This is a genomic window from Isoptericola sp. NPDC060185 (assembly GCF_042728595.1).
Lineage (GTDB): Bacteria > Actinomycetota > Actinomycetes > Actinomycetales > Cellulomonadaceae > Isoptericola.
The window spans coordinates 1-24,136 of the sequence record NZ_JBHWYY010000060.1 but is presented as its reverse complement, the minus strand read 5'-3'; the positions used below and the strand labels follow the sequence as shown (position 1 = coordinate 24,136).

Genomic DNA, 24,136 nt, shown 5'->3' with positions numbered 1-24,136 from the left:
CCCGCGCCGCGCGCGGGACGGGCCAGCCCCCTGTCATCCCCTGCCGGCCCGCGCGGCGACCTCCGCGGCGACGTCCCGGTGGTTGAGGTAGACCACCGCCTGCCACCGCCCGCCGTCGCGGCGCAACAGGTACGTCGACTCGAGCCGCATCGGCTCGGCCGACTCGTCGGCGAAGAGCACGTCCCACGTGGTGCGGGCGAGCACGTGCCGGTCGTCGAGGCGGGTGACGTCGAGGCCGCTCAGCCGCGTTCCCGTCGCGCCGATCGACCCGAACATCGCGTGCCGGGCGGGCAGCGCGGCGCGCAGCTGCTCGCGGCCCACGACCGCCACGGTCGACGGGTCGAGGCTGAGGAACTGCTCGGCGAACCCGTCGGCCCCGGAGCCGCCCTCGTCGTCCGACATCGCCTCGAAGAACGCGGCGAAGCCGTCGGCGTCGGGCCGCTCGTACGACTGCAGGAGGAACACGTCGCGGGGGCGGGTCTCGGCCTCCGGGACCTCGTCGCTAGGGTCGCCGATCCCTGGCGGCACGGCCGCCCGGAACGCGGCCTCCGACTCCCAGAACGAGATGCCGAGGATGCGGTCGGTGTGCGCGTCCTCCCACGGCCCCGCGCCGAGGTACCCCGGGGCGGCGGCCATGACCGTGCCCATCTCGAGCATCCCGTCGAGCAGCTCCTGGCGCCGCTCCGGCCGCGGGTGGTGGATGGCGACGAACGCGAAGGTCACGACGTCCTCCCCTCGACGTCGGCCCGGCTCGCCTCCTCGCCCGCGACCGCGGCGAACCGCCGCAGGTCGAGAGCCCAGCCGTCGTCGGCGCCGACGGCGTCGCGCATGCCGCCCCAGCCCTCGCCGTGCCGGTCGAGGTGCCGGTGCTCGAGGACGACGCGCGTGGTCGCGTCGCCCGTCGCGGTGAACGAGACGTGCACCTCGCTGCACCGGGCGGGGTCGGTCTCGACCTCCCAGCGTGGCGAGACGTCCCAGCTGAAGGCGAACCGGGTGGGGCGGTCGAACGCGAGCACGCGGGCGAACGTGCACCGTTCCCCGGTGGCGGCGACCTCGGTGATCGTGCCGCCGACGCGCGGCTCGACGATCATGTCGACGACGGCGTCGAGCAGGTGGTGGTCAGGGTCCCACCAGCGCGGCATCTGCAGGGTGAACACGTCGAAGACGTGCTCGACCGGGGCCGCGACGTCCACCGCGTGGGAGACGGCGGTGGGTGCGGTGGGCTCAGGGGTGTGGACGCTCATGGAAGGTCTCCTCGGCGACGGACGCGAAGGTGTCGAGCGAGCGACGCCAGAAGAGGTCGAGGTAGTCGCGCAGCATCGCCACCCCATCGGGGTCGGCGCGGTACACCCGCCGGGTCCCCACGGCCTCGTCGACCACCAGCCCGGCGTCCTTGAGCACCCGCAGGTGCTGGGAGACCGCCGGACGGCTCACCGGGAGGTCGTCGGCGAGCACGCTCACCGACGAGGGGCGGGCCGCGACCCGCTCGAAGATCTCGCGTCGTGTCGGATCCGCCAGGGCGGCGAACCCGGATCGGTCAGCCATCACCAACGGTAAGTTACCGCTTACGGATGGCCTCCACAACCCTCCCGACGGGCGAAGCGGCGGGGCTATACTCGCCGTCGTCGAGGCGGACTGGTGCCGCCCGCGCTCGAAAAAGGGGCGCACGGCAGCCCGGTCACCGGCAGTCACCACTGCACAGTCAGCACCTCGGACCCGGCGTCGGGACCGCACGGGACACATACGGACGCACACCACTCATCCGTCACTGTTCCCTGGAGGCCCCGTGCCCACCGTGTCCGCCCACGTCGCCCGCACCCTCGCCCAGCACGTCGACCACGTCTTCGGCGTCATGGGCAACGGCAACGCCTGGTTCCTCGACGACGTCGAGCGCCACACCTCCGCCCGCTTCACCGCCGTCCGGCACGAGGCCGGCGGCGTCGTCGCCGCCGACGCCTACTTCCGCGCGTCAGGCCGCATCGCCGCCGCCACCGCCACCTACGGCGCCGGCTTCACCAACACGCTCACCGCGCTCGCGGAGGCCGCGCAGGCGCGGGTGCCCCTCGTGCTCCTCACCGGCGACGAGCCCACATCCGGCCCGCGCCCGTGGGACGTCGACCAGATCGCCATGGCCGCCGCCGTCGGCGCCCGCACCTATACCGTCGGCCGCGCGGACGCCGCCGCGACCACCGTCATCGCGATCGAGCACTCCCTGACCTACCGCGTGCCGGTCGTGCTCGCGATCCCCTACGACGTCGCCGCCCGCGAGGCCGGCCCCGTGCCCGAGGCCCCCGAGCCCGCGCTCCCCGGCCCGCTCGCGCCCGTCGGTCCGTTCGACGCCGCCGCGATCACCGACCTCGCGCGCGCCCTCGCCGGGGCCGAGCGGCCGCTGCTCCTCGCCGGACGGGGCGCGTGGCTGGCCGGCGCGGGCGAGGCGCTGGGCGAGCTCGCCGAGGCCACCGGCGCCCTCACCGCGTCGACGGCCCTCGGCCGCGGCGTCTTCCCCGACGCCCGCTACGACCTCGGCGTCGCCGGCGGCTTCGGCGCCGACGGCGCGATGGCGCTCGTGCGCGAGGCGGACGTCGCCGTCGTCGTGGGCGCGTCGCTCAACCAGTTCACGATGCGGTTCGGGGACCTCTTCTCCCCCGGCACGCGCGTGGTCCAGGTCGACACCGCCGAGGCGGCCACCCACCGTCACGTGGGCTCGTTCATCCGCGGCGACGCCGCCCTCGTGACCCGCGCGCTGCTCGACGAGCTGCGCACCCTCGGGGCCACACCGTCCGGCTGGCGCGACTCCGTCGGCGTCGCGGCGGCCCGCGCCTACGACACCGGCCCCGCCGACGGGATCGCCTCCGACGGCCGGCTCGACCCGCGCGGCGTCGCGAGCCGCATCGGCGCCCTGCTGCCCGCCGACCGCGTCGTCGTCTCCGACGGCGGCCACTTCATCGGCTGGGCCAACATGTACTGGCCGGTGGCCTCCCCCGACCGGATGATGATGGTCGGCACCGCCTACCAGTCCATCGGCCTCGGCTTCCCCAGCGTGCCCGGCGCCGCCGCCGCCCTGCCCGACGCCACCGTCGTCCTCACCACCGGCGACGGCGGCGGCCTCATGGCCCTCGCCGACCTCGAGACCGCCGTGCGCACCGCCGGCGGCCGGGGCGTCGCCGTCGTCTGGAACGACGCCGTGTACGGCGCCGAGGTGCACGTCTACGGGCGGCAGGGCCTCGCCGAGGAGCCCATGCGCATCCCCGAGACCGACTTCGCCGCGCTCGCCGCCGCCGTCGGCGCCGAGGGCGTGGTCGTGCGCACCCTCGACGACCTCGACCGCCTCGGGACCTGGGCGCGCGAGCCCGTCGACCAGCGCCGCTTCCTCATGCTCGACTGCCACGTCTCGCCCACCGTCGTCGCGCCGTGGCAGGAGGAGGTCCTGCGGGTGAGCCGCACGCGTTGAGAGGGCCCCTCGCGTTCGACGTCGAGGTGCGCCCGGAAGCCTGGGGCGCCTACCGCAGCTCGGCGGACAGCAACGCGGCGGCGGCGGGGATCGGCTCGTGGGACGACCGGTCGCTCGGCCAGAGCGTCGCCTCGTCGCCCGGCCAGCGCGGCACGACGTGGACGTGCAGGTGGTCGACCGACTGCCCCGAGAACGGCCCGCTCGCGTTGAGCAGCACCACGCCGGTCGCCCCGAGCGCCCTGGTCATGGCCACCGAGACGCGCTGCACGAGCGCCATCGTCGCGGCCATGACCTGGGGGCTCGCGTCCAGCACCCCGACGCAGTGATCACGGGGGACGACGAGCGTGTGGCCCGGCGCGAGCTCCCCGCCCGGCCGCGGCAGGAAGGCGACCGCGTCCGGCTCGCGCGCGACCCAGGACCCCTCCCCTGACGCGATCAGCCCGCAGAACACGCACGTCGTCGGGTCGCCCACTCCACAGCCTTCCGCTCGGTCCGTCCTGGCCCGGAGGCCGTGGGCATCCTGCCATGCGACCGCCCCGTCCGGGGGCGCCGCCGGGCAGGCCGACGATGACCTGCTCGTCGTCGAACACCTGTTCGAGAACGTGTCGGTGGCGGGTGGTTGAGTGCTCGTATGGCCACCCCGCCCAGCACCGCCGCTTCGCGGCTTGATGCTGCGCTGGACCGGGCGGCGGACGAGCAGGCGGCGGTGAACGCGGCGGCGGGACGGCGCACGGTCGCGCTGGCCGAGGTCCTCGCCACGACGCACGAGTCGGCGATGCTGGACCTGGGCGTGGAGCGGGTGTCGTCGGCTTCTCCGGAGCGTCGCGGCTCGGTCGCGCACCGTGCGCTGGTCGCGGAGGTCGCGTGCGCGCTCGGGGTCAGCGAGCACGTCGCGGCCGGCTGGCTCGCCGACGCCGAGGTCCTGGCCTCGAAGGCGACCGCGACGCTGGAGGCGTTGTGCGCGGGAACGATCAGCTACCAGCACGCGGCCAAGCTCGCGGACGCGGTCGCAGGCCTGCCCCCGAGCGTCGCCGTGCGGGTCGAGCGCGCGGTCCTGGACCGGGCACCCGGGATGACGGCGGCACGGTTCGGGGCGCTCGTCCGCGCCGCGCGGGACCGGCTGCACCCGGTGCCCGCCGAGGTCCGCCACCAGGCCGCCGCCCTGAAGGCGGACGTATGGGTCGACGACGGCACCGACGGGATGTCCTGGCTCACCGCGCACCTGCCGACCCCCGTCGCGCGTGCCGTCTACGACCGCCTGCACCGCACCGCCACCCGCGCCAAGACGGACGGTGACCCGCGCAGGGTCGGGCAGCTGCGCGCCGCGGCCCTGGCCGCCCTCCTCCTCGACGACCACCAGGTGACGGATTCGCACGCCACGCACGCCGCAGGACCGCCAGGCGCGGCAACCAACCCGAACACCCCGCCAGGGACGGCACCACCAGATCTACCGGACCTGCCCGATCCGCTCGCCACGCTGGCGCGCACCGTCCGGCCCGTGGTGCACGTGACCGTCCCGATCACCACCCTCACCGGCACCAGCGAGAGTCCGGGCCTGCTGGACGGCACCATCCCCATCGACGCGGAGACCGCACGCCACCTCACCGCCCGCGCCCCCACCCTGCGACGCCTGCTCACCGACCCCGTCACCGGCGCGATGCTCACCGTCGACCGACGCTCCTACGTCGTGCCCGCCGACCTACGCGCCTTCCTCACCCAACGCGACCTCACCTGCCGGTTCCCCGGCTGCCGCATCCCCACACGACGCTGCGACCTCGACCACACCACCGCCTGGGAGCACGGCGGCACCACCGACGCCACCAACCTCGCCGCACTGTGCCGCCGTCACCACACGTTGAAGCACGAGTCCCGATGGACCGTCGAACACCTCCACGACCGGCCGGGCGGCCGGCCCGGCACCGGCGTCCTGGCCTGGACCTCACCCCGCGGCCGCACCTACCTCACCGAGCCCGGATCCGCGGACCACACCCTCGACCACCTCGACGCCTGGGCCACCGAGACACAGCACCTCGCCCTCCAGACCGCGGCCGAGGCGTCGGCAACCGAGACCGAGACACCGGCGCCCGAACGGGCGGGGTATTCCCCTCCAGCCGAGCGCGTGAGCCCCGGACGAGCAGGTCCCGAACCCGGCGACCCGCCGTTCTGACGACGCCGCCAGGACGGCCGCTCAGCCGACGCCGGGCGGGCCGTCCAGCACCGTCGGGGCGTACTCGAGCAGCTGCAACCGGCCGTCGAGGGTGCGGCTGTCGAGGAGCTCCAGGCGAACGTCGGGCCAGCCGTCGTAGAGGCGGTCGCCGCCGCTGGCGCCGTTGACCACGGGGAACACCACCACACGGATCCGGTCGACAAGTCCCGCGGTCAGCAGCGAGCGGGCCAGCCCCCGGCTGCCGATGGTCCGGAGCGGCACGTCGCCCTCCTTCATCGCGCGCACGGCCGCGACGGCGTCGCCCGCGACGAGCGTGGTGTTGGCCCATTCCAGCGGCTCGGTGAGGGTCCGGGAGAACACGACCTTCGGCCGCGCCGTGACCTCGGCCATCTCCTCCTCGCCGGTCTCCGCGAACCGCGCGAACAGCCGGTAGGTCGTGGCGCCCAGCAGCGTCGTCCACTCCTGCCGGCCGTCCTCCTCGAGGAACGCGAAGTAGTCCGGCCCGCCCATGCCCCACAGGCCGGGCCACCCCTCGGCGGAGCCGAACCCGTCGAGCGAGGTGATGTAGTCGATCATCAGGTCTGCCATCGCGGGGCCTCCTCGGCCGCTGGCCACTCCTGGTCGCCCCCAGTATCGCCACCGCCGGACGCCGTCGCCCGCGGGCCTCAGCGCGGCAGCACCTCGCGGAGCGCGGCCATGAACTCCTCGTAGTGGCCGTACCAGACCGAGTGCGCCGCCCCGGGCACGTCGCGCACGACCACCCCGCCCGCCGCGAGGCGTGCCGCGTCGTCGTCGGGGACGAAGGCGCTCGGCGCGGGACGGATCACGGCCGCGCCGGCGGGCAGCGGCCAGTCCCCGTCCGGCGACGACACGACGGCCGCGGCGGTGACCGGGTCGAACGCCTCCGCGGCCGCGGCCTCGACCCGCGCGTCCTGCTCGCCGTAGTGCGGGCGCGTGCGCCGGAGATCGTCGTACGTGCGGGCCCGGCGGTCGCGCTCGTAGTCCGCGCGGAGCTCCACCGGGTCGCCGCCGCCGCGGAACCGCGGCAGGGCGTCGACCAGCACCGTCCTGGCCGGCCGGAGCTCCGCGCGCGCGGCGGCGAGCACCACTCCTCCGTACGAGTGGCCGACGGCGATCTCGGGCCCGGCAGTCGACCGCTCCCGGAAGGTCGCGACGACGGCCCGCGCCGCCCGCGGCACGGTGAGCTGAGGGTCCCGCGGGGAGCTGCCGTGCCCGGGCAGGTCCGGTGCCAGGACCCGCCACCCCGACTCCGCGAGCGCCGGCCCGACGCGCCACCAGGAGTCCCCCGACCCCATGAACCCGTGCAGCAGCAGGGCCGTGCGGTCGCCGCCGCCCCACTCACGCACGTGCAGCCGCGGCAGGTCGCCGTTCATCGGCCGCGCACGGGCCGGGTCGCGGTCCCGTCCTTGCGCCGGTACGTCATTGCGGCAGCACCTCGTCGTCGCGGTGCGTGCCGTAGAACTCCGACTGGCGCCGCATCGTCTCGCGCATCGGCGTGTCCCGCGTCGCCCCGTAGACGGTGCCCGGGAAGTCGAGCTCGCGCTGCACGGCCCAGATCTCGTCGTGGCTGCCGGGCGGCAGGATCCGGGCCGGGTCGCCCACGGCGACCCACCCGATCGGCACGACCGCGCCGGGCGGGAGGACGGTGTTGACGTGCACGACGCCGTGGATGCGTACCTCGGCCCCGGCGCCGATCCGGCTGCCCGGGAACAGCGCGGCACCGGTCGCGACGAACGCCTCGTCCTCGACCGTGCTGCCGTTGACGTGGGCGTGCGGGCCCACCAGCACGGCGTCGCCCAGGCGCGCGTCGTGGCCGCTGCGGCCGCGCACGAGCGCCTGCTCCATCACCACGGTGTCGCGGCCGACGACGACGGTGCCGTCCTCGGCGGAGAGGACGGCACCGTGCAGGATCCGCGCCCCGGCCGCCACGTGCACGTCGCCGACCAGCACCGCCGTCGGTGCGACGTACGCCGACGGGTCGACGGTGGGCGTGTCTCCTCGATGACGGACCAGCATGGCCGGGACCGTACCAGCCGCGCCCTCCGGCCTCGTCCCGGCTCAGCGGCCGACGAACACCCCGGCGAAGAACGCGGCGAGCTCGTCGGTGGCGTCGAGCGGCAGGATGTGCGCGACGTACTGGTCGGGGCGCACGACGACGACCACGCCGTCGCGGGACAGCTCGCGCTCGGCGAAGATGTCGTCCGGGTTCCAGGCGGACGGGGCGGCCGCGTACACCTTCTCCCAGTCGGTGAGGCCGAGCGGGCCGGTCTGCGGGCGGAACACGTCGGGCACGACGGCGACGTCCACGTCCTCGTACGCCTGCTGGTAGACGACCTTGACGTCGAAGACGGCGTCGACGTCCGCCCCCTCCGGCGTGTACCGCGACACGGGCGACTCGGGCGACGCGAGCCACGCGGCGAACGCGTCCACGGCCGAGCCCTCGCCCGGCGCGGCGGCGTCGGCGAACGCGTAGATCCGCCACCGCCCGTCGGCCTTGGCGTGGTGACCGAGGTGGACGGCGTTGCCGTCGCACACCCGCGTCACCTGGGCGGACTTGAACCGCTTGCCGAGCGGGAACCCGCCGGCGAGCTCCTGGCGCGCGCCGGTGCCGACGATCGACGACGGCGCGTACTGGGTCATGAAGCCGGACGGGAACTCCGACGTCGCGAGGTAGTAGTCGGCGAGCTCCTGCGGGTCGGAGATCTCCTCGGGCTTGCGGGCCATGAGGCTGGACCACTCGCGGTCGAAGTCGATGAGCTGCTGCGCCACGGGCTGCCGCTCGGCGGAGTAGGTGGCCAGGAGCGACTCGGGGCTCAGCCCGGTGAGCACGGACCCGAGCTTCCAGCCGAGGTTGAACCCGTCCTGCATGGACACGTTCATCCCCTGGCCGGCCTTGGCGCTGTGGGTGTGGCAGGCGTCGCCGGTGAGGAAGACGCGCGGGGTGCGGTGCTCCTCGCCGTCGGGCACGTCGTCGAACTTGTCGGTCACGCGGTGGCCGACCTCGTAGACGCTGTGCCAGGCGACCTCCTTCACGTCGAGCGTGTAGGGGCTGAGGATCTCGTTGGCGCGGCGGATGATCTCCTCGATGGGCGTCCTGCGCACCTGGTGGTGATCGTCCGCGGCGACCTCGCCGAGGTCCACGTACAGGCGGCAGAGGTACCCGCCCTCGCGGGGGATGTGCAGGATGTTCCCGGCCTCGGAGTTGATCGCGCACTTGGTGCGCCAGTCGGGGAAGTCGGTGTTGACGAGCACGTCCATGACGCCCCAGGCGTGCGCGGCGAACTCGCCCACGTGCTTGCGGCCGATCGACTCGCGCACGGCGCTGCGGGCGCCGTCGCACCCGGCGACGTACTTGGCGCGCACGGTGCGCTCCTCGCCGGTCCGCTCGCCCGCGCAGTACCGCACGCGCACCTCCACGGGGTACTCGTCGCCGTCGTGCACGGTGAGGCCGAGAAACTCGACGCCGTAGTCGGGCACGATGCGGCCCGGCCCGAGCGCGGCGGCCTCGGCGAAGTAGTCGAGCACGCGCGCCTGGTTGACGATGAGGTGCGGGAACTCGCTGATCTTGAGGCCGTAGTCCTCGGTGCGCGTGGTGCGCACGATCTGCTTCGGGTTCTCGGGGTCCGGGCCCCAGAAGTTCATCCAGCCGATGTTGTAGGCCTCGGCGATGATGCGCTCCGCGAAGCCGAACGCGTCGAAGGTCTCGACGCTGCGCGGCTGGATGCCGTCCGCCTGGCCGAGCACCAGGCGGCCCTCGCGCTTCTCGATGATGCGGGTGGTGACGCCCGGGTACTGCGACATCTGAGCGGCGAGGAGCATGCCCGCCGGCCCCGACCCGACGACGAGCACGTCGACCTCGTCGGGCAGCTCGGCGGGCCGGTCCACACCGGTGCCGGCGGGCGGCTGGACCCGCGGGTCGCCGGAGACGTAACCGTGGTGGTGGAACTGCACGAGCTCTCCTCATCGTCGTCGATGCGCCACCCGACGTCCGCGTCGGGCACCTACGCTAGTGTTCGATATTCGAACACGTCGTTCTACTATTGAATGAAGCGTAACCCACCGGAAGGACTCCCATGCCGGACGCCGGCCCTCCCCCGTCGCAGACCCTCAGCCGCGGCATCCGCATCCTGGAGGTCCTCGCCGACGCCCGCGGGCCCCTGACCATCGACGACGTCGCCGGGCTGCTCGGCGTGCACCGCTCGATCGCCTACCGGCTGCTGCGCACGCTCGAGCACCACGGGCTCGTCGTCCGCGACGCGCACGGCGGCGTCGCGCTCGGCCCGCGCATGGCCGCGCTCGCCGCGGGCGTCGCCCACGACCTGCAGGCCGAGGCGCTGCCCGAGCTCACCGCCGTCGCGAACGAGCTGGGGATGACGTGCTTCCTCGCCGTCCTCGACCACGACGAGTGCGTGACGCTCGTCAGCGTCGAGCCGCGGCACGCCGTCGCGCCCGTGGCCCAGCACCCGGGCGCCCGCCACCCCGTCACGGTGGGGGCGCCGGGCAAGGCGATCCTCACGCAGCTGCCGCCCGCGCAGTGGCCCGACGGCGCCCCCGAGCCCCTGCGTGCCACGGTCGCGGAGGCCGCGGAGCGCGGGTTCGCGACGAGCCGCGACGAGGTCATCCCCAGCCTGGAGTCGGTGGCGGTGCCCCTGGCGCTGCGGGGGCGCGGGCCCGCCGCCATCGCCGTCGTGCACGTCGCGAGCCCGCTCGACGCCCAGCGCATCGCGGACCGGCTCACGGCCTCCGCGAGCGCCGTCCGCGACGCGCTGGGCGGCTGAGGGCTACGCCGCCCGCTCGTCCGCCCCGAGCGCGCCGACGTCCTCCAGCAGGAACCGGGCGCCCTGCTCGCCGATGAGGACCGACGGTGCGTTCGTGTTGCCCGTGGTGACGCGCGGCATGACGGACGCGTCCACCACCCGCAGGTGCTCGATCCCATGCACCCGCAGGCGCGGGTCGACGACGGCGTCCTCGTCCACGCCCATCCGGCAGGTGCCGACCTGGTGGTGGTAGGTGACGACGGTGCGCCGCACGTAGTCCTCCAGCTCGTCGTCCGACACGTCCGGGCCCGGGTAGACCTCCTCGGCGCCCCAGCCCTCGGCGAGCGCCGGGCGCGCGCCGATCGACCGCATCTGCCGCACCGACGCGACCAGCGCGCGCACGTCCTCGGGGTCCGCGAGCGCCTGCAGGTCGATGCGCACCGGGTCGTCGAGCCCGGGGCCGGACAGCGTCAGCGCACCGCGGCTGCGGGGCGAGACGATCCCCGCCAGGAGCGAGAAGCCGTCGTCGCCCACCGGCTCCAGCTCCTCGCCGTACATGGGGACGGAGAAGTGGATCGGCTGGGTGTCGGGCACCTCGAGGTCGGGGCGGCTGCGCCAGAACAGGTGCGTCTGGGTCACGGACACCCCGGACCGCGGCGGGCCCACCGGGCGCTCGGTCGTGCGGAAGACGACGGGCGCCAGCAGGTGGTCGTGCAGGTTGCGCCCCACGCCGGGGGCGTCGCGGACGACGTCGATCCCCAGCGCGGCCAGCTCGTCCGCGGGCCCGATGCCGGACCGCAGCAGGATCGCCGGCGAGTCCAGCGCGCCCGCGGCGAGCACGACCTCGTCGGCGCGCAGCTCGCGGTCCTCGCCGGCGGCGCGGTAGCGCACGCCGACGGCCCGCCCGTCCTCGACGATCACCGAGTGCACGTGGCACCCGGTCTCGATCGTGAGCCGGTCGCGCACCGGCTGCAGGTAGGCGGTCCACGTGTTGACGCGGCGGCCGTCGCGGAGCGTGACCTGCTGCTGGGAGACGCCGTCCAGGTGGTCGCCGTTGTAGTCGGGGTTGTGCTCCAGCCCCTCCTCGACGGCGGCGGCGACGATCGACTCCTGGATCGGGTCGAGCGGGTACCCGTCCTCGACGCACAGCGGGCCGTCGGTGCCGCGCAACGGCGACGGCGCGCCCGAGTACGCCTCGATGTCGCGGTACACCGGCAGCACGTCCTGCCACGACCAGCCCTCGTTGCCGAGCTCGGCCCAGTGGTCGAAGTCGGCCGCGGCGCCGCGCACCCAGATCATCGCGTTGAGGGCGTGCGAGCCGCCCAGCACCTTGCCGCGCGGCAGGTGCAGGCGGCGGCCGGCCGCGTGCTCCTGCGGCACGGTGCGGTAGTCCCAGTCGTCGGCGCTGTGCCAGAGCTCGCCCTGCCGCGCCGGGTCGTGGATGGCCGGGTTGGTGTCCTCTCCCCCGGCTTCCAGGAGGGTGACCTGCACCCCGGCGTCCACCAGCCTGCGGGCCACGACGGAACCCGCCGAGCCGCCGCCCACCACGATCGCTGTCGTCATGTCGTTCCCTCTCAACCGTTGATGACCTGCGGCACGGCCACGGACTTCAGCCCCTCGACGCCGAACTCCAGGCCGTAGCCGGAGGACTTCACGCCGCCGAACGGGACCATCGGGTGCAGGCCGCCGTGGCCGTTGATCCAGACCGTGCCGGCCTGCAGGCGGGCGGCGACGGCGCGCGCCTCGTCGCGGTCGGCCGACCACACGGACGCGCCGAGGCCGACATCGAGCCCGTTCGCCGACGCGACGGCGTCGTCCACGTCCGTGTACCGGATCACGGGCAGCGCCGGGCCGAACTGCTCCTCGTCGACCAGCGGCACGCCGTCGGCGACGTCGGCCACGATCGTGGCGCGGTAGAACAGCGGGCCGAGCTCGGGCGCGGCCTCGCCGCCCGTGACGACGCGCGCGCCGCGAGCCTTCGCGTCCTCGACCAGGCGGGAGACGACGTCGAGCTGCTGCGCGTTCTGCAGCGGGCCCAGCACGTTCTCCTCGTCGAGCCCGACGCCCATGGGCGTCCCGGCGGCGATCGCCGCGAGCTCGGCGACGACGTCCTCGTAGAGCGAGTCGTGCACGTAAAGCCGCTTGAGGGCCGCGCACGTCTGTCCGGTGTTGATGAACGCGCCCCAGAACAGGTCCTGGGCGATGGCCTTCGGGTCCGCGCCCGGCAGCACGATGCCGGCGTCGTTGCCGCCCAGCTCGAGCGTGAGCCGGGCGAGGTTGCCCGCCGACGCCTCGACGATGCGGCGGCCGGTGGCGGTGGAGCCCGTGAACATCACCTTGTCGACGTCGGGGTGCGCGGCCAGGCGGGCGCCCACCTCGCGGTCGCCGGAGACGGCGGTCAGCACGCCGTCGGGCAGGACGTCGTTGAGCACCGCGACCATCGCCAGGACGCTCAGCGGGGTGTGCTCGCTCGGCTTCGTGACCACGGTGTTGCCCATCCGCAGCGACGGCGCGATCTGCCAGATGCCGATCATCATCGGCCAGTTCCACGGGCCGATGGCGCCGACGACGCCCACCGGGCGGTACACGAGCTCGGCGTGCGTCGTCTCGTCGTCGACGAGCACCTCCGGCTCCAGCGCCGTGGTCGCGGCGGTGCGCAGCCAGGCGGAGACGGCGCCCACCTCGAAGCGGGCGTTCGGCCCGTTGAGCGGCTTGCCCTGCTCGCGCGACAGCAGGCGCGCGAGCGGCTCCGCGTGCGCGTCGATCGCGTCGGCGGCCTCCAGCAGCAGCGCGCTGCGGCGCTCGTGCCCGAGGGCGGCCCAGCCCGGCTGCGCCGCGCGCGCGGTCGCGAGCGCGGCCTCCAGGTCGGCGACGGTGTGCTCGGGGGCGCGGCCGATCACCTCCCGCGTGGCGGCGTCGAGGATCTCGCGACCCTCCCCTTCCGGCGGCTGGACGCGGGCGAGCAGGGTGCGCTCGTCGAGCGCCTGGGTGGGTCCGGACATCAGCGTCTCCTCGGTGCGTGTGGTGCGTGGTGCGGCGGTGCGCGGCGGCGCCGCACGCGCGGCACCGGTCCCGTCATTCTCGGGACGCACGGGCCCTCGAGGCTTGTCGCGCAGCGCACCGTCGATGTCGCAGGAGGCACGGTCGCCTGGCAGAACCGACCGTCCGCAGGCATGGTGGCCCAGGGCGACGGCGCTCGCCGGAACCCGAGGTCCACGCCGAGGAGCGAGGTGTCCCCATGAGCTCACGACCGCCCGTCCCCGCCCGTGCCCGCGTGCCCCGCCGGCACCTCGTGGCGGCCGGCGTCTGCGCCGTCCTGCTCGCGCCGCTCGGCGCCGTACCGGCCGTCGCCGACTCCGCCGCGCAGCCGGTCGAGGGCTCCCTGGCCCTGCGGATCGGCCGCCAGAAGAGCTCGTCCGCGACCCTCGAGGCGTACCTGAGCTGGGCGCGCGCGTACGGGTTCCGGGTCTCGGAGCACCCGTCGTACGGCGGCGTGACCCGCGGGGCGCACGCGACGAGCTCGTGGCACTACGACGGCCTCGCCGCGGACCTCAACTACGGTCCGGCCGGGGCCCCCGCGTCGGAGCGCACGCGGGCGCGCACGGCGATCAAGGTGGCGGACTCGATGGGCCTGGGCGTGATCTACGCGCGCGACGGGACGGCGGGGTCGGCCGCGAGCCACCGCAACCACGTGCACGTCGACGTCGGCACGACGTCCAACTACGGCCGCGGCACCGTGCTCGCGCCCACCGGCTCTCGCACCGCCCAGCGGCTCCAGCGGGTGGCCCACTTCCCGTGGGCGCAGAGCGACAACCTGTGGGGCACGAACACCGACCAGCGGCTGCAGGCGATCCGCGCCGCCTCCCGCATGCACGGCACGAAGTTCCCCTACGGCGTGAGGACGGCGCAGCGCGCGGTGGGCGTCACCGCCGACGGCGTCTGGGGCCCGAAGTCCCGGGCCGCGCACGACAAGACCGTCGCCGCGCTGCAGCGGGTGCTGTCCGTGTCCGCGACCGGCACGTGGGGCCCGGCCACCGAGAGCTCGTACCTCGGAGTACGCAAGAAGCTGCTCCGGTGACCGGGGCGCGCCGGTGCTGGTGCGAGCGCCGTCAGGCCTTCGAGACGCCGTAGATCGGGCTCGCGGCCTGCTCCTGCTCGTGCTCCGGGCCGAGCGGGATGCCGGTGCGGTCGCGCAGCAGCAGCGTGGCGGCGAACGCGACCACCATGACGCCGGCCACGTAGAACGCGACGGACGTGGCGGTGCCCGTCCGCTGCACCAGCCAGGTGGCGATGGTCGGCGCGAACGCGCCGCCCAGGATCGCGCCGATCGCGTAGGTGATGGACACGCCGGAGTAGCGGATCGAGGCGGGGAACAGCTCGGCGAAGTACGCGGCCTGCTGCCCGTAGGTGAACCCGTTGCCGACGGCGAACAGCGAGACGCCGAGGAACAGCAGCCACGGGTTGCCGGTGTTCACCAGCGGGAACAGCAGGAACACGGTGGCCAGGAACGCGACCCAGCCGATGATGTACGTGTTGCGGCGGCCGATGCGGTCGGAGACGGCGCCCGCCGCGAACGTGCAGGCCAGCCAGACGACCGACGCGCCCGCGACGGCGAGCAGCACCGGGGTGCGGTCCATCCCGACGAGGCCGCCGTCGGCCAGCGGCGTGGTCGCGTAGTTCTGCAGGTACCCGCCGGTGGTCATGTAGCCGGCCGCGTTGTTGCCGGCGAACGTGAGGGCCGCGAGCAGCACGAGCAGCCAGTGCTTGCGGAACAGCACGAGGATCGGCGTCTTGGCGGCCGCCTTCTTCTCCGCGATCTCGAGGAAGACGGGGCTCTCCTCCACCGACCGCCGCACGATCATCCCCACGACGATCAGCACCACGCTCAGCAGGAACGGGATGCGCCAGCCCCACTGGAGGAACGCGTCGCCCGGGGAGACGACGCCGGTCATGAGCGCCAGCACGCCGGAGGCGAGGAGCAGGCCGATCGGCACGCCGATCTGCGGGAACGCGCCCATGCGGCCACGGCGGCCGTCGGGCGCGTGCTCGACGGCCATGAGGACGGCGCCGCCCCACTCGCCGCCGGTCGACAGGCCCTGGACGATGCGCAGCAGCACGAGGAGCGCGGGCGCGGCGATGCCGATCGTCTCGTAGGTGGGCAGGACGCCGATGAGGGTCGTCGCGCCGCCCATGAGCACGAGCGTGACGACGAGCATCGCCTTGCGCCCGATCTTGTCGCCGAAGTGGCCGGCGAGGAACGCCCCGAGGGGGCGGAACAGGAAGCTGATCCCCACGGTCGCGAACGACAGCAGGGTGGCCGCGCTCTTGCCGGCCGGCTCGAAGAACAGCGTGCCGAACACGAGTCCGGCGGCGCTGGCGTAGAGGAAGAAGTCGTACCACTCGATGGTGGTGCCGATGACGGTCGCGAAGGCGACCCGTCGGAGCTCGCGGCTCTCGGTGCCACGAGGTGCGGTGCCGTGGGGGGCGGCGGCGGTGCCGGTGGTCATGTCCGGAAGACCTCTCTGTCAGTCCGCGGGTGGTGCAGTGCGCAAGATCGTATATCATCCGAGATACGACATGACAGCCTCGACCTGACAGTGAGGTACCCGTGGTCACCGACGACCAGCCTGCGCACACGACCCGGCCCGGCAAGATCATCGCCGTCCACCTGAACTACCCGTCCCGCGCGGCACAGCGGGGCCGGACGCCGAGCCAGCCGTCCTACTTCCTCAAGCCCGCGTCGTCCCTCGCCGGGACCGGCGGCACGATCGAGCGCCCGCTGGGCACCGAGCTCCTGGCCTTCGAGGGCGAGGTCGCGATCCGCATCGGCACCGCCGCGCGCTGGGTCTCCCCTCGCGAGGGCTGGTCGCACGTCGACGCCGTCACCGCGGCCAACGACTTCGGCCTCTACGACCTGCGCGCCGCCGACAAGGGCTCCAACCTGCGCAACAAGGGCGGCGACGGCTACACGCCGCTCGGCCCGCGCTGGATCCCCGCCGCCGACGTCGACCCGGCGGGCCTGCGCGTGCGCACCTGGGTGGACGGCGAGCTGGTGCAGGACGACTCCACCGGCACCCTGCTGTTCGACTTCGGCCGCCTCGTCGCCGACCTGTCGCAGCACCTCACGCTCGAGCCGGGCGACGTCATCCTCACCGGTACCCCGGCGGGGTCGTCCGTCGTCGGGCCCGGGCAGGTCGTCGAGGTCGAGGTGGACGCCCCGGGGACGCCCGGGGCGCGCGCCTCGGAACCACTGTCGAGCGGCCGCCTCGTCACCACCGTCACCGCCGGCACCCACGCCTTCGGGGACTTCGGCTCGAAGCCCGCCGTCGACGACACGCAGCGCGCCGAGGCCTGGGGCACCCCCGCGCCGGCACCCGAGCCCGCCTTCGTCCTCACCGACGCGATGCGCGAGCGGTTCGCCGGCGTCGCCGTCGCCACGCTGTCCGCCGCGCTGCGCAAGCGCGGCTACACCGACGTCTTCGTCGAGGGCGTGCACGGCAACCACCCCGGCGACCGGTTCGTCGGCACCGCCCGCACGCTGCGGCTCATCCCCTTCCGCCCCGACCTGTTCGCCTCCCACGGCGGCGGCTTCAACGCGCAGAAGCGCGCGTTCGACGCCGTCGAGCCGGGCGAGGTGATCGTCGTCGAGGCCCGCGGCGAGCGCGGCACCGGCACCGTGGGCGACGTCCTCGCCCTGCGCGCCCAGGTGCGCGGCGCCGCCGCGATCGTCACGGACGGCGGCGTCCGCGACGCCGACGCCGTGGCCGAGATCGGCATCCCCGTGTTCTCCCAGGGCCCGCACCCGTCCGTCCTCGGGCGCAAGCACGTGCCGTGGGAGACCGACGTGACCGTCGCCTGCGGCGGCGCGGCCGTCCAGCCGGGCGACGTCGTCGTCGGCGACGGCGACGGCGTCCTCGTCATCCCGCCGGCCCTCGTCGAGGAGGTGCTCGCCGAGGCCGAGGCCCAGGAGGCCGCCGACGCGTGGGTCACCCAGCAGGTCGCCGCCGGGGCCCCCGTCGACGGGCTGTTCCCCATGAACGCGCAGTGGCGGGCGCGGTACGAGCGGGAGACGAGCGCCGGATGAGCACCCCGACCGCGGTGGGCGTGAGCAAGTCCCAGCGCGCGTACGCCTACCTGCGCGAGCGGATCGAGGACGGGCGCTTCGTGCCCGGCTACCGCCTCGTGCTGGCGCAGCTCGCGGGCAACCTCGACATGTCCGTGGTGCCGGTGCGCGAGGCGATCCGCCGCCTCGAGGCGGAGGGCCTGGTGACGTTCGAGCGCAACGTCGGCGCGCAGGTCGCCCTCATCAAGGAGGCCGAGTACCAGCACACGATGGAGACCCTCGCCCTCGTCGAGGGCTTCGCCACCGCGCTGTCCGCCCCGCACCTGTCGGCCGCGCAGCTCGACGCCGCCCGCGCCGTCAACGCGCGGATGCGGGAGTGCCTCGCCGACTTCGACCCGCACCGCTTCACGGAGCTCAACCTGGAGTTCCACGCCGTGCTGTTCGAGCCGTGCCCCAACCCGCACGTGCTCGACCTCGTCCACCGCGGCTGGCGGCGGATGACCGTGCTGCGCGACTCGTCGTTCTCGTTCGTGCCCGGCCGGGCCCACGAGTCCGTCGCGGAGCACGACGCGATCCTCGACCTCGTCGTCCGGCTGCAGGCCGGCGACGCCACCCCGGACGAGGTCGAGCTCGCCGCCCGCCACCACCGCACCCACACCCTCGACGCCGTGCTCGCCTTCCAGGAGCAGCACCGCTCGCACACGCAGGAGAAGTGATGACCGACCAGACCACGCAGACCCACCGTCCCGCCGACCTGCCCACGGCGATCCGGCACTACGTCGACGGCCGCTTCGTCGACTCCGTCGACGGCGCCACCTTCGACGTGCTGGACCCGGTCTCGAACGAGACGTACCTCCAGGCCGCCGCGGGCAAGAAGGCCGACGTCGACGCCGCCGTCGCCGCGGCCCGCCGCGCCTTCACCGAGGGCCCGTGGCCGAAGATGCTGCCGCGCGAGCGCTCGCGGGTGCTGCACAAGATCGCCGACCTCGTGGAGTCGCGCGACGCCCGCCTCGCCGAGCTGGAGTCGTTCGACTCCGGCCTGCCGATCACCCAGGCGCTGGGCCAGGCGCGTCGCGCCGCCGAGAACTTCCGCTTCTTCGCGGACCTGATCGTGGCGCAGGCCGACGACACCTACAAGGTGCCCGGCCGCCAGATCAACTACGTCAACCGCAAGCCCATCGGCGTCGCCGGCCTCATCACGCCGTGGAACACCCCGTTCATGCTCGAGTCGTGGAAGCTCGCCCCCGCGCTCGCCACCGGCAACACGGTGGTGCTCAAGCCCGCCGAGTTCACGCCGCTGTCCGCGTCCCTGTGGGCCGGGATCTTCGAGGAGGCCGGGCTGCCGCAGGGCGTGTTCAACCTCGTCAACGGCCTGGGCGAGGAGGCCGGCGACGCGCTGGTCAAGCACCCCGACGTGCCGCTCATCTCCTTCACCGGCGAGAGCAGCACCGGCCAGCTGATCTTCGGCAACGCCGCCCCGTACCTCAAGGGCCTGTCGATGGAGCTGGGCGGCAAGTCCCCCGCCGTCGTCTTCGCCGACGCCGACCTCGACGCCGCGATCGACGCGACGATCTTCGGCGTCTTCTCCCTCAACGGCGAGCGCTGCACCGCCGGCTCGCGCATCCTCGTGGAGCGCGCCGTCTACGACGAGTTCGTCGAGCGGTACGCCGCCCAGGCGAAGCGCGTGCGCGTCGGGTACCCGCACGAGAAGGACACCGAGGTGGGCGCGCTGGTGCACCCGGAGCACTTCGAGAAGGTCATGAGCTACGTCGAGCTCGGCAAGACCGAGGGCCGGCTCGTGGCCGGCGGCGGCCGCCCCGAGGGCTTCGAGACGGGCAACTTCGTCGCCCCGACGGTCTTCGCCGACGTGAAGCCCGACGCCCGGATCTTCCAGGAGGAGATCTTCGGCCCCGTCGTCGCCATCACGCCGTTCGACACCGAGGAGGAGGCGCTCGAGCTCGCCAACGGCGTGAAGTACGGCCTCGCGGCGTACATCTGGACCAACGACCTCAAGCGGGCCCACAACTTCTCCCAGGCCGTCGAGGCCGGGATGGTCTGGCTGAACTCGAACAACGTGCGCGACCTGCGCACCCCGTTCGGCGGCGTCAAGGCGTCCGGCCTGGGCCACGAGGGCGGCTACCGCTCCATCGACTTCTACACCGACCAGCAGGCCGTGCACATCACTCTCGGCAAGGTCCACAACCCCACCTTCGGCAAGAACTGAGAACGGCAAGGACGCCCACGATGACCCACCTGAACGACCGCACCCTCACCTCCTCGGGCTTCTACGTCTCCCAGGAGGCGCCGATCCACTCGGACAACCCGGTCCCCACGCCGTCGAGCCCCGCGCCCGACATCCTGCGCTGCGCGTACATGGAGCTCGTCGTCACGGACCTCGCCGCCTCGCGCGAGTTCTACGTCGACGTGCTCGGCCTGTACGTCACCGAGGAGGACGAGCGCACCGTCTACCTGCGCTCCACCGAGGAGTTCATCCACCACAACCTGGTGCTGCGCCAGGGCGACGTGGCCGCCGTCGCCGCGTTCTCCTACCGCGTGCGCACGCCGGAGGACCTCGACAAGGCCGTCGCCTTCTACACCGAGCTCGGCTGCGAGGTGCGCCGCGAGCCGGGCGGCTTCACGAAGGGCATCGGCGAGTCGGTCCGCGTGATCGACCCGCTCGGCTTCCCGTACGAGTTCTTCTACCAGACCGAGCACGTCGAGCGGCTGTCGTGGCGCTACGACCTGCACACCCCCGGCGAGCTGGTGCGCCTGGACCACTTCAACCAGGTCACGCCGGACGTGCCGCGCGCCGTGAAGTTCATGCAGGACCTGGGCTTCCGCGTCACCGAGGACATCCAGGACGACGCCGGCACGGTCTACGCGGCGTGGATGCGCCGCAAGCCCACCGTGCACGACACGGCCATGACCGGCGGCGACGGCCCGCGCATGCACCACGTGGCCTTCGCGACGCACGAGAAGCACAACATCCTCGCCATCTGCGACAAGCTCGGCGCGCTGCGCCGCTCGGACGCCATCGAGCGCGGCCCGGGCCGCCACGGCGTCTCGAACGCGTTCTACCTCTACCTGCGCGACCCCGACGGGCACCGCGTCGAGATCTACACGCAGGACTACTACACCGGCGACCCGGACAACCCCGTCGTCACGTGGGACGTGCACGACAACCAGCGCCGCGACTGGTGGGGCAACCCCGTCGTGCCGAGCTGGTACACCGAGGCGTCCCTCGTGCTCGACCTCGACGGCAACCCGCAGCCCGTCGTCGCCCGCACCGACGACTCCGAGATGGAGGTGACGGTCGGCGCCGACGGCTTCTCCTACACCCGCCGGGACGACGCCGACGGCGGCGGCGTGCAGGGATTCAAGCTCGGGGAGACGCTGTGAGCGACGGCGAGCGCACCCTCGACGACGCGGCCGTCGTCGCGATCGCGGACGAGCTCGCCGAGGCCGACCGCACCCGCACCCCCGTGCCGCTGCTCACCGCGCGGCACGAGGGGATGACGGTCGCCGACGCGTACGCCGTGCAGCGCACCTGGCGCGAGCGCGGCGAGGCGCGCGGGCGTCGCGTCGTCGGGCACAAGATCGGCCTCACGTCGAAGGCCATGCAGGCCGCGACCGGCATCACCGAGCCGGACTACGGCGTGATCTTCGACGACATGGTGCTCGAGTCCGGCAGCGTCGTGGAGCACGCCGCGTACTCCAACGTGCGCGTCGAGGTGGAGCTGGCGTTCGTCCTCGCCACCCGGCTGGAGGGCCCCGGCGTCACCGTCACCGACGTGCTGCGTGCCACCGACCGCGTCGTGCCGGCGCTGGAGATCCTCGACGCCCGCGTCGAGATGCCGGGCCGCACCATCGTCGACACGATCAGCGACAACGCCGCGATGGGTGCGATGGTGGTGGGCGGGCGGCCCGTCCGGGTCGACGACGTCGACCTCCGGTGGGTGTCCGCGCTGCTGTACCGCAACGAGACGATCGAGGAGACGGGCGTCGCCGCGGGCGTGCTGGGGCACCCTGCCGCCGGCGTCGCCTGGCTCGCCAACAAGCTGGCCGCGCACGGCGACTCGCTCGCCGCGGGCGAGACCGTCCTGGCCGGGTCGTTCACGCGCCCCACGTGGGTGCACCCCGGCGACACCGTGCACGCCGACTATCACGCCGGAACTGGATCCCTGGGGGCCGTGACATGCCGCTTCGTCTGACACCGGACCGCTCGCTCGCCGCGATGCTCGCGGAGGCCGGGGACGAGGGCCGCCCGCTCGTCGGCGCCTGGTCGTCGATGGGCAGCCCCGTGGCCGCGGAGATCCTGGCCGGCAGCGGCCTGGACGTCGTGCTGGTCGACGGCGAGCACGGGCCCAACGACCTCACCACGGTCCTCGCGCAGCTCCAGGCGACCGCCGCGTACCCCGTCGCCACGCTGGTGCGGGTGCCGTCGGGCGACCCCGTCGGCCTCAAGCGGGTGCTCGACCTCGGCGCCACCAACGTCCTGGTGCCCATGGTCGACTCCGCCGCCGAGGCCGCGGACGCCGTCCGCGCCGTCCGCTACCCGCCCGCCGGCGTGCGCGGCGTCGGCAGCGCGCTCGCCCGCTCCTCGCGGTGGAGCCGCGTGCCCGGGTACCTGGGCGGTGCGGACGACGGCATCACGCTGGTCGTGCAGCTCGAGACGCGGGCCGCGATCGAGGACGCTGCAGGCATCGCCGGGACCGATGGCGTCGGCGCCGTGCTCATCGGGCCCGCGGACCTCGCGGCGTCCCTCGGCCACCTCGGGCAGCAGGACCACCCGGAGGTCGTCGACGCGGTGCTCGGCGCGATCGCCGCGTGCCGCGCCGCCGGCACGCCCGTCGGCGTCAACGCCTTCGACCCGGCCATGGCCGACCGCTACCTCGACGCCGGCGCGTCGTACGTCGTCGTCGGCGCCGACGTCACCCTGCTCGCGCGCGGCACGGAGCAGCTCGCCGCGCGCGTCGCCTCGCGCAACGACAGCAAGGACAACGACAGCAAGGACGGTGAGACCCGATGACGACCGTGTCGACAGTCTCGGCCCGCGAGCGCGCGGCCGAGCTCCTGACCACCACGCCCACCGGGCTGCTGATCGGGGGTGCCTGGCGCGACGCGTCGGACGGCGGCACGTTCGCCGTCGAGAACCCCGCCACCGAGGAGACGCTGGCGCGGGTCGCCTCCGCGACGAGCGACGACGCGCGCGCTGCCCTCGACGCGGCCGCGGCGGCGCAGGAGTCGTGGGGCGCGACCTCCGCGCGGGAGCGCGCCGAAATCCTGCGACGCGGGTTCGCCCTCGTGCAGGAGCGCCGCGAGGACCTCGCCCTGCTCATGACGTTGGAGATGGGCAAGCCCCTGGCCGAGGCCCGCGGCGAGGTCACCTACGGCGGCGAGTTCCTGCGCTGGTTCGCGGAGCAGGTCACCCACGACGACAGCCGGTACGCGCACTCCCCCGAGGGCACGCTGCGCCTTCTCGTGCAGCGCCGCCCGGTAGGCCCGTCGCTGCTCATCACGCCGTGGAACTTCCCCCTCGCGATGGCCACCCGCAAGGTGGCGCCCGCCGTCGCCGCCGGCTGCACCATGGTGCTCAAGCCGGCCCGGCTCACGCCGCTGACGTCGCTGCTGTTCGCGCAGCTCATGGTCGAGGCCGGGCTGCCCGACGGCGTGCTCAACGTGGTGCCGTCGGCCTCCGCGGCGGCCGTCAGCGAGCCGCTGATGGCCGACCGGCGGCTGCGGAAGGTCTCGTTCACCGGCTCGACGCCGGTCGGGCAGAACCTGCTGCGGGCCGCCGCCGAGAACGTGCTGCGCACCTCGATGGAGCTGGGCGGCAACGCCCCGCTGATCGTCTTCGAGGACGCCGACCTGGACGCCGCCGTCGACGGCGCCATGGCCGCCAAGCTCCGCAACGGCGGGGAGGCGTGCACCGCGGCGAACCGCTTCTACGTGCACGAGTCCGTGGCCGACGAGTTCGTCTCCCGCCTCGCCGAGCGCTTCCGCGCCGTCGCCGTCGGGAACGGCCTGGACGACGGCACGACCCTCGGCCCGCTCGTCGAGGCCAAGGCCGTGGACTCCGTCGCCGCGCTCGTGGACGACGCCGTCACGCGCGGCGCGCAGGTCGTCGTCGGCGGCACGCGCCCCGACGGCCCTGGCCACTTCTACCCGGCCACCCTGCTGCGCGACGTCCCCGCCGACGCCCGCTGCATGACCGAGGAGATCTTCGGCCCCGTCGCCCCCGTCGCCACGTTCCGCACCGAGGACGAGGCGGCCGAGCTCGCCAACTCCACCGAGTACGGGCTGGCGTCGTACGTGTTCACCGGGGACGTCCGTCGTGGGCTCGCGTTCGCCGAGCGACTCGAGTTCGGCCTGCTGGGCCTCAACGCGGGAGTCATCTCCAACGCGGCCGCGCCGTTCGGCGGCATGAAGCAGTCCGGCACCGGCCGCGAGGGCGGCTTCGAGGGCATCTCCGAGTACCAGGAGACGCAGTACGTCGGCATGCCCCTCTGAGCGCGAGGTAGTCCGGATCCCCGCGAGGTAGTTCGAGATTGCGCGAGGTAGTTCCGAAAATGCCGAGGTAGTTCGAGAATCCGCGAGGTAGTTGACTACCACCCCCCGTTTGGGAAAAACACGGCATTTTAGGGAAGAACGCGGGGGGGTTTTAAAAAAAACGGGCC

General features: G+C 73.9%; 22 protein-coding genes. 11 read left to right on the top strand and 11 right to left on the bottom strand.

Going from position 1 to position 24,136, the window contains the following annotated elements:
• Positions 1-33: 33 nt before the first annotated feature.
• The 3 genes from ACFWDO_RS16375 to ACFWDO_RS16365 are packed head-to-tail and all read right to left on the bottom strand — an operon-like array spanning position 34 to position 1,545.
• Entirely contained in the window at positions 34-723 is a 690-nt protein-coding gene (locus tag ACFWDO_RS16375) for an antibiotic biosynthesis monooxygenase family protein (RefSeq protein ID WP_380326611.1), read from the bottom strand.
• A complete protein-coding gene (locus ACFWDO_RS16370) occupies positions 720-1,244 on the bottom strand; it encodes an SRPBCC family protein (protein WP_380326614.1) in 525 nt (174 codons plus the stop codon). The genes ACFWDO_RS16375 and ACFWDO_RS16370 overlap by 4 nt, the downstream gene beginning before the upstream one ends.
• On the bottom strand, positions 1,225-1,545 hold the full coding sequence (locus ACFWDO_RS16365) for an ArsR/SmtB family transcription factor (RefSeq protein WP_380326617.1): 321 nt from the start codon (positions 1,543-1,545) through the stop codon (positions 1,225-1,227). Before ACFWDO_RS16365 ends, ACFWDO_RS16370 begins: the two co-directional genes overlap by 20 nt.
• A 241-nt stretch (positions 1,546-1,786) precedes the next feature.
• On the opposite strand from ACFWDO_RS16365, the gene ACFWDO_RS16360 reads away from it, so the two are divergent.
• A complete protein-coding gene (locus tag ACFWDO_RS16360; RefSeq protein WP_380326620.1) occupies positions 1,787-3,451 on the top strand; it encodes a thiamine pyrophosphate-binding protein in 1,665 nt (554 codons plus the stop codon).
• Between the two features lie 49 nt (positions 3,452-3,500).
• Here ACFWDO_RS16360 and ACFWDO_RS16355 read toward each other — a convergent pair whose 3' ends face one another.
• Positions 3,501-3,923, bottom strand: a complete 423-nt coding sequence (locus ACFWDO_RS16355; RefSeq protein WP_380326623.1) for an HIT family protein — start codon at positions 3,921-3,923, stop codon at positions 3,501-3,503.
• Between the two features lie 159 nt (positions 3,924-4,082).
• On the opposite strand from ACFWDO_RS16355, the gene ACFWDO_RS16350 reads away from it, so the two are divergent.
• Complete coding sequence (locus ACFWDO_RS16350) at positions 4,083-5,618, top strand: DUF222 domain-containing protein (RefSeq protein ID WP_380347042.1); 1,536 nt, start codon at positions 4,083-4,085, stop codon at positions 5,616-5,618.
• A 21-nt stretch (positions 5,619-5,639) separates the two neighbouring features.
• On the opposite strand, the gene ACFWDO_RS16345 is transcribed toward ACFWDO_RS16350, so the two are convergent.
• The 4 genes from ACFWDO_RS16345 to ACFWDO_RS16330 form a co-directional block, all read right to left on the bottom strand.
• Complete coding sequence (locus ACFWDO_RS16345; protein ID WP_380316887.1) at positions 5,640-6,206, bottom strand: dihydrofolate reductase family protein; 567 nt, start codon at positions 6,204-6,206, stop codon at positions 5,640-5,642.
• A gap of 77 nt (positions 6,207-6,283) precedes the next feature.
• Positions 6,284-7,012 (bottom strand): alpha/beta fold hydrolase, encoded by a 729-nt coding sequence (locus ACFWDO_RS16340; RefSeq protein ID WP_380316884.1) that lies wholly within the window; start codon positions 7,010-7,012, stop codon positions 6,284-6,286.
• A gap of 46 nt (positions 7,013-7,058) precedes the next feature.
• Entirely contained in the window at positions 7,059-7,655 is a 597-nt protein-coding gene (locus ACFWDO_RS16335) for a gamma carbonic anhydrase family protein (protein WP_380316881.1), read from the bottom strand.
• Positions 7,656-7,697: 42 nt separating this feature from the next.
• Complete coding sequence (locus tag ACFWDO_RS16330) at positions 7,698-9,590, bottom strand: FAD-binding monooxygenase (RefSeq protein WP_380316878.1); 1,893 nt, start codon at positions 9,588-9,590, stop codon at positions 7,698-7,700.
• 122 nt (positions 9,591-9,712) lie between these two features.
• Between ACFWDO_RS16330 and ACFWDO_RS16325 the strand changes: the two genes are divergently transcribed.
• A complete protein-coding gene (locus ACFWDO_RS16325; RefSeq protein ID WP_380316875.1) occupies positions 9,713-10,417 on the top strand; it encodes an IclR family transcriptional regulator in 705 nt (234 codons plus the stop codon).
• Positions 10,418-10,420: 3 nt separating this feature from the next.
• Here ACFWDO_RS16325 and ACFWDO_RS16320 read toward each other — a convergent pair whose 3' ends face one another.
• Together ACFWDO_RS16320 and ACFWDO_RS16315 are read right to left on the bottom strand one after the other, a co-directional pair.
• On the bottom strand, positions 10,421-11,959 hold the full coding sequence (locus ACFWDO_RS16320; protein ID WP_380316872.1) for a GMC family oxidoreductase: 1,539 nt from the start codon (positions 11,957-11,959) through the stop codon (positions 10,421-10,423).
• A gap of 11 nt (positions 11,960-11,970) precedes the next feature.
• Positions 11,971-13,398 carry an aldehyde dehydrogenase family protein gene (locus tag ACFWDO_RS16315; RefSeq protein ID WP_380316869.1) on the bottom strand — a complete coding sequence of 476 codons (1,428 nt, stop codon included), beginning with the start codon at positions 13,396-13,398 and terminating at the stop codon, positions 11,971-11,973.
• A 236-nt stretch (positions 13,399-13,634) separates the two neighbouring features.
• Between ACFWDO_RS16315 and ACFWDO_RS16310 the strand changes: the two genes are divergently transcribed.
• Positions 13,635-14,474 (top strand): hypothetical protein, encoded by an 840-nt coding sequence (locus ACFWDO_RS16310; RefSeq protein ID WP_380316866.1) that lies wholly within the window; start codon positions 13,635-13,637, stop codon positions 14,472-14,474.
• A gap of 31 nt (positions 14,475-14,505) precedes the next feature.
• Here ACFWDO_RS16310 and ACFWDO_RS16305 read toward each other — a convergent pair whose 3' ends face one another.
• Positions 14,506-15,903 carry an MFS transporter gene (locus ACFWDO_RS16305; protein ID WP_380316863.1) on the bottom strand — a complete coding sequence of 466 codons (1,398 nt, stop codon included), beginning with the start codon at positions 15,901-15,903 and terminating at the stop codon, positions 14,506-14,508.
• A gap of 101 nt (positions 15,904-16,004) precedes the next feature.
• Here ACFWDO_RS16305 and ACFWDO_RS16300 point away from each other — a divergent pair, with 101 nt between their 5' ends.
• From ACFWDO_RS16300 to ACFWDO_RS16270, 7 genes are read left to right on the top strand one after another with little or no spacing between them, the layout of a single operon-like run.
• A complete protein-coding gene (locus ACFWDO_RS16300; protein WP_380316860.1) occupies positions 16,005-17,480 on the top strand; it encodes a fumarylacetoacetate hydrolase family protein in 1,476 nt (491 codons plus the stop codon).
• A complete protein-coding gene (locus ACFWDO_RS16295) occupies positions 17,477-18,175 on the top strand; it encodes a GntR family transcriptional regulator (protein ID WP_380316857.1) in 699 nt (232 codons plus the stop codon). Before ACFWDO_RS16300 ends, ACFWDO_RS16295 begins: the two co-directional genes overlap by 4 nt.
• Complete coding sequence (hpaE, locus tag ACFWDO_RS16290) at positions 18,175-19,683, top strand: 5-carboxymethyl-2-hydroxymuconate semialdehyde dehydrogenase (protein ID WP_380316854.1); 1,509 nt, start codon at positions 18,175-18,177, stop codon at positions 19,681-19,683. The genes ACFWDO_RS16295 and hpaE overlap by 1 nt, the downstream gene beginning before the upstream one ends.
• A 20-nt stretch (positions 19,684-19,703) precedes the next feature.
• Positions 19,704-20,858: a 3,4-dihydroxyphenylacetate 2,3-dioxygenase gene (hpaD, locus tag ACFWDO_RS16285; protein ID WP_380316851.1), complete on the top strand. Its 1,155-nt coding sequence runs from the start codon at positions 19,704-19,706 to the stop codon at positions 20,856-20,858.
• Positions 20,855-21,670 carry a fumarylacetoacetate hydrolase family protein gene (locus ACFWDO_RS16280; protein ID WP_380316848.1) on the top strand — a complete coding sequence of 272 codons (816 nt, stop codon included), beginning with the start codon at positions 20,855-20,857 and terminating at the stop codon, positions 21,668-21,670. The genes hpaD and ACFWDO_RS16280 overlap by 4 nt, the downstream gene beginning before the upstream one ends.
• Positions 21,655-22,488 carry an HpcH/HpaI aldolase/citrate lyase family protein gene (locus ACFWDO_RS16275; protein ID WP_380316845.1) on the top strand — a complete coding sequence of 278 codons (834 nt, stop codon included), beginning with the start codon at positions 21,655-21,657 and terminating at the stop codon, positions 22,486-22,488. The genes ACFWDO_RS16280 and ACFWDO_RS16275 overlap by 16 nt, the downstream gene beginning before the upstream one ends.
• Positions 22,485-23,969 (top strand): NAD-dependent succinate-semialdehyde dehydrogenase, encoded by a 1,485-nt coding sequence (locus ACFWDO_RS16270; protein ID WP_380316842.1) that lies wholly within the window; start codon positions 22,485-22,487, stop codon positions 23,967-23,969. The genes ACFWDO_RS16275 and ACFWDO_RS16270 overlap by 4 nt, the downstream gene beginning before the upstream one ends.
• The last annotated feature ends 167 nt before the right edge of the window (positions 23,970-24,136 follow it).